At 74.0% G+C, this 593-nt stretch carries 1 protein-coding gene and 1 pseudogene; both read left to right on the top strand.

Annotated features, from left to right (window positions below; genetic code table 11):
• Positions 1-230 (top strand): annotated as a pseudogene (locus Q8814_RS26410) (hypothetical protein); the annotation flags it as partial.
• The coding region (locus Q8814_RS26415; protein WP_330154861.1) for an ESX secretion-associated protein EspG at positions 227-593 on the top strand (367 nt) is incomplete at its 3' end. The pseudogene Q8814_RS26410 and the gene Q8814_RS26415, both read left to right, overlap by 4 nt.

A 593-nucleotide genomic window follows, 5' to 3' on the forward strand; every position in this document is an offset into this window, starting at 1 on the left:
GTGGCTCGGCGGCCGGAACCCCGACGAGCGCGCACCCTTCGGCTGCCGCGACCCGCGCGGTCGATCCGGCCGGCACCGGGCACGCTGCTGCCCCGGCGAGCACTGCCCGCCGGGACTCGGCACCCGATCACGACCGCGTCGGCGGCATCGATACCGGAACCGATGTCGAGCACTTCGCCGACGGGCGCACGGTGGTGTCCGCCGTGCTGGGCGCCGAGCCGGTCCGGTGATCGGTCCACGCGGTGTCTTCACCACACCCGATCTTCTCGGACCGGTTGTCGTCACCGCCGAGCAACTGCAGGTGCTCGTCGAACGCGTCGCTGTCGCGGAGATGCCGGTGGTCCTCGACCACCGGCACGATCACGACACGGCCGACAGCCTGACGGCGGCGCTCGCCGCCGCGGAAGAATCGCTCGTCGCGCGCGGGCTCCTCCGTTCCGGGCAGACGCATCCCGAACTCGGAGACCGGGTGCGCATCCTCGGCCGGCCGCGGGGGGAAATCGCGGTGCGCCGGTGCGGGGAAGACGGCGTCGGGCGGCTCTGCGGGGCGCCCGACAGCGCGGGACGCGGCGTCTCCGACACGGCCGAACGTA

The organism is Rhodococcus chondri (assembly GCF_036327435.1).
Lineage (GTDB): Bacteria > Actinomycetota > Actinomycetes > Mycobacteriales > Mycobacteriaceae > Rhodococcus > Rhodococcus chondri.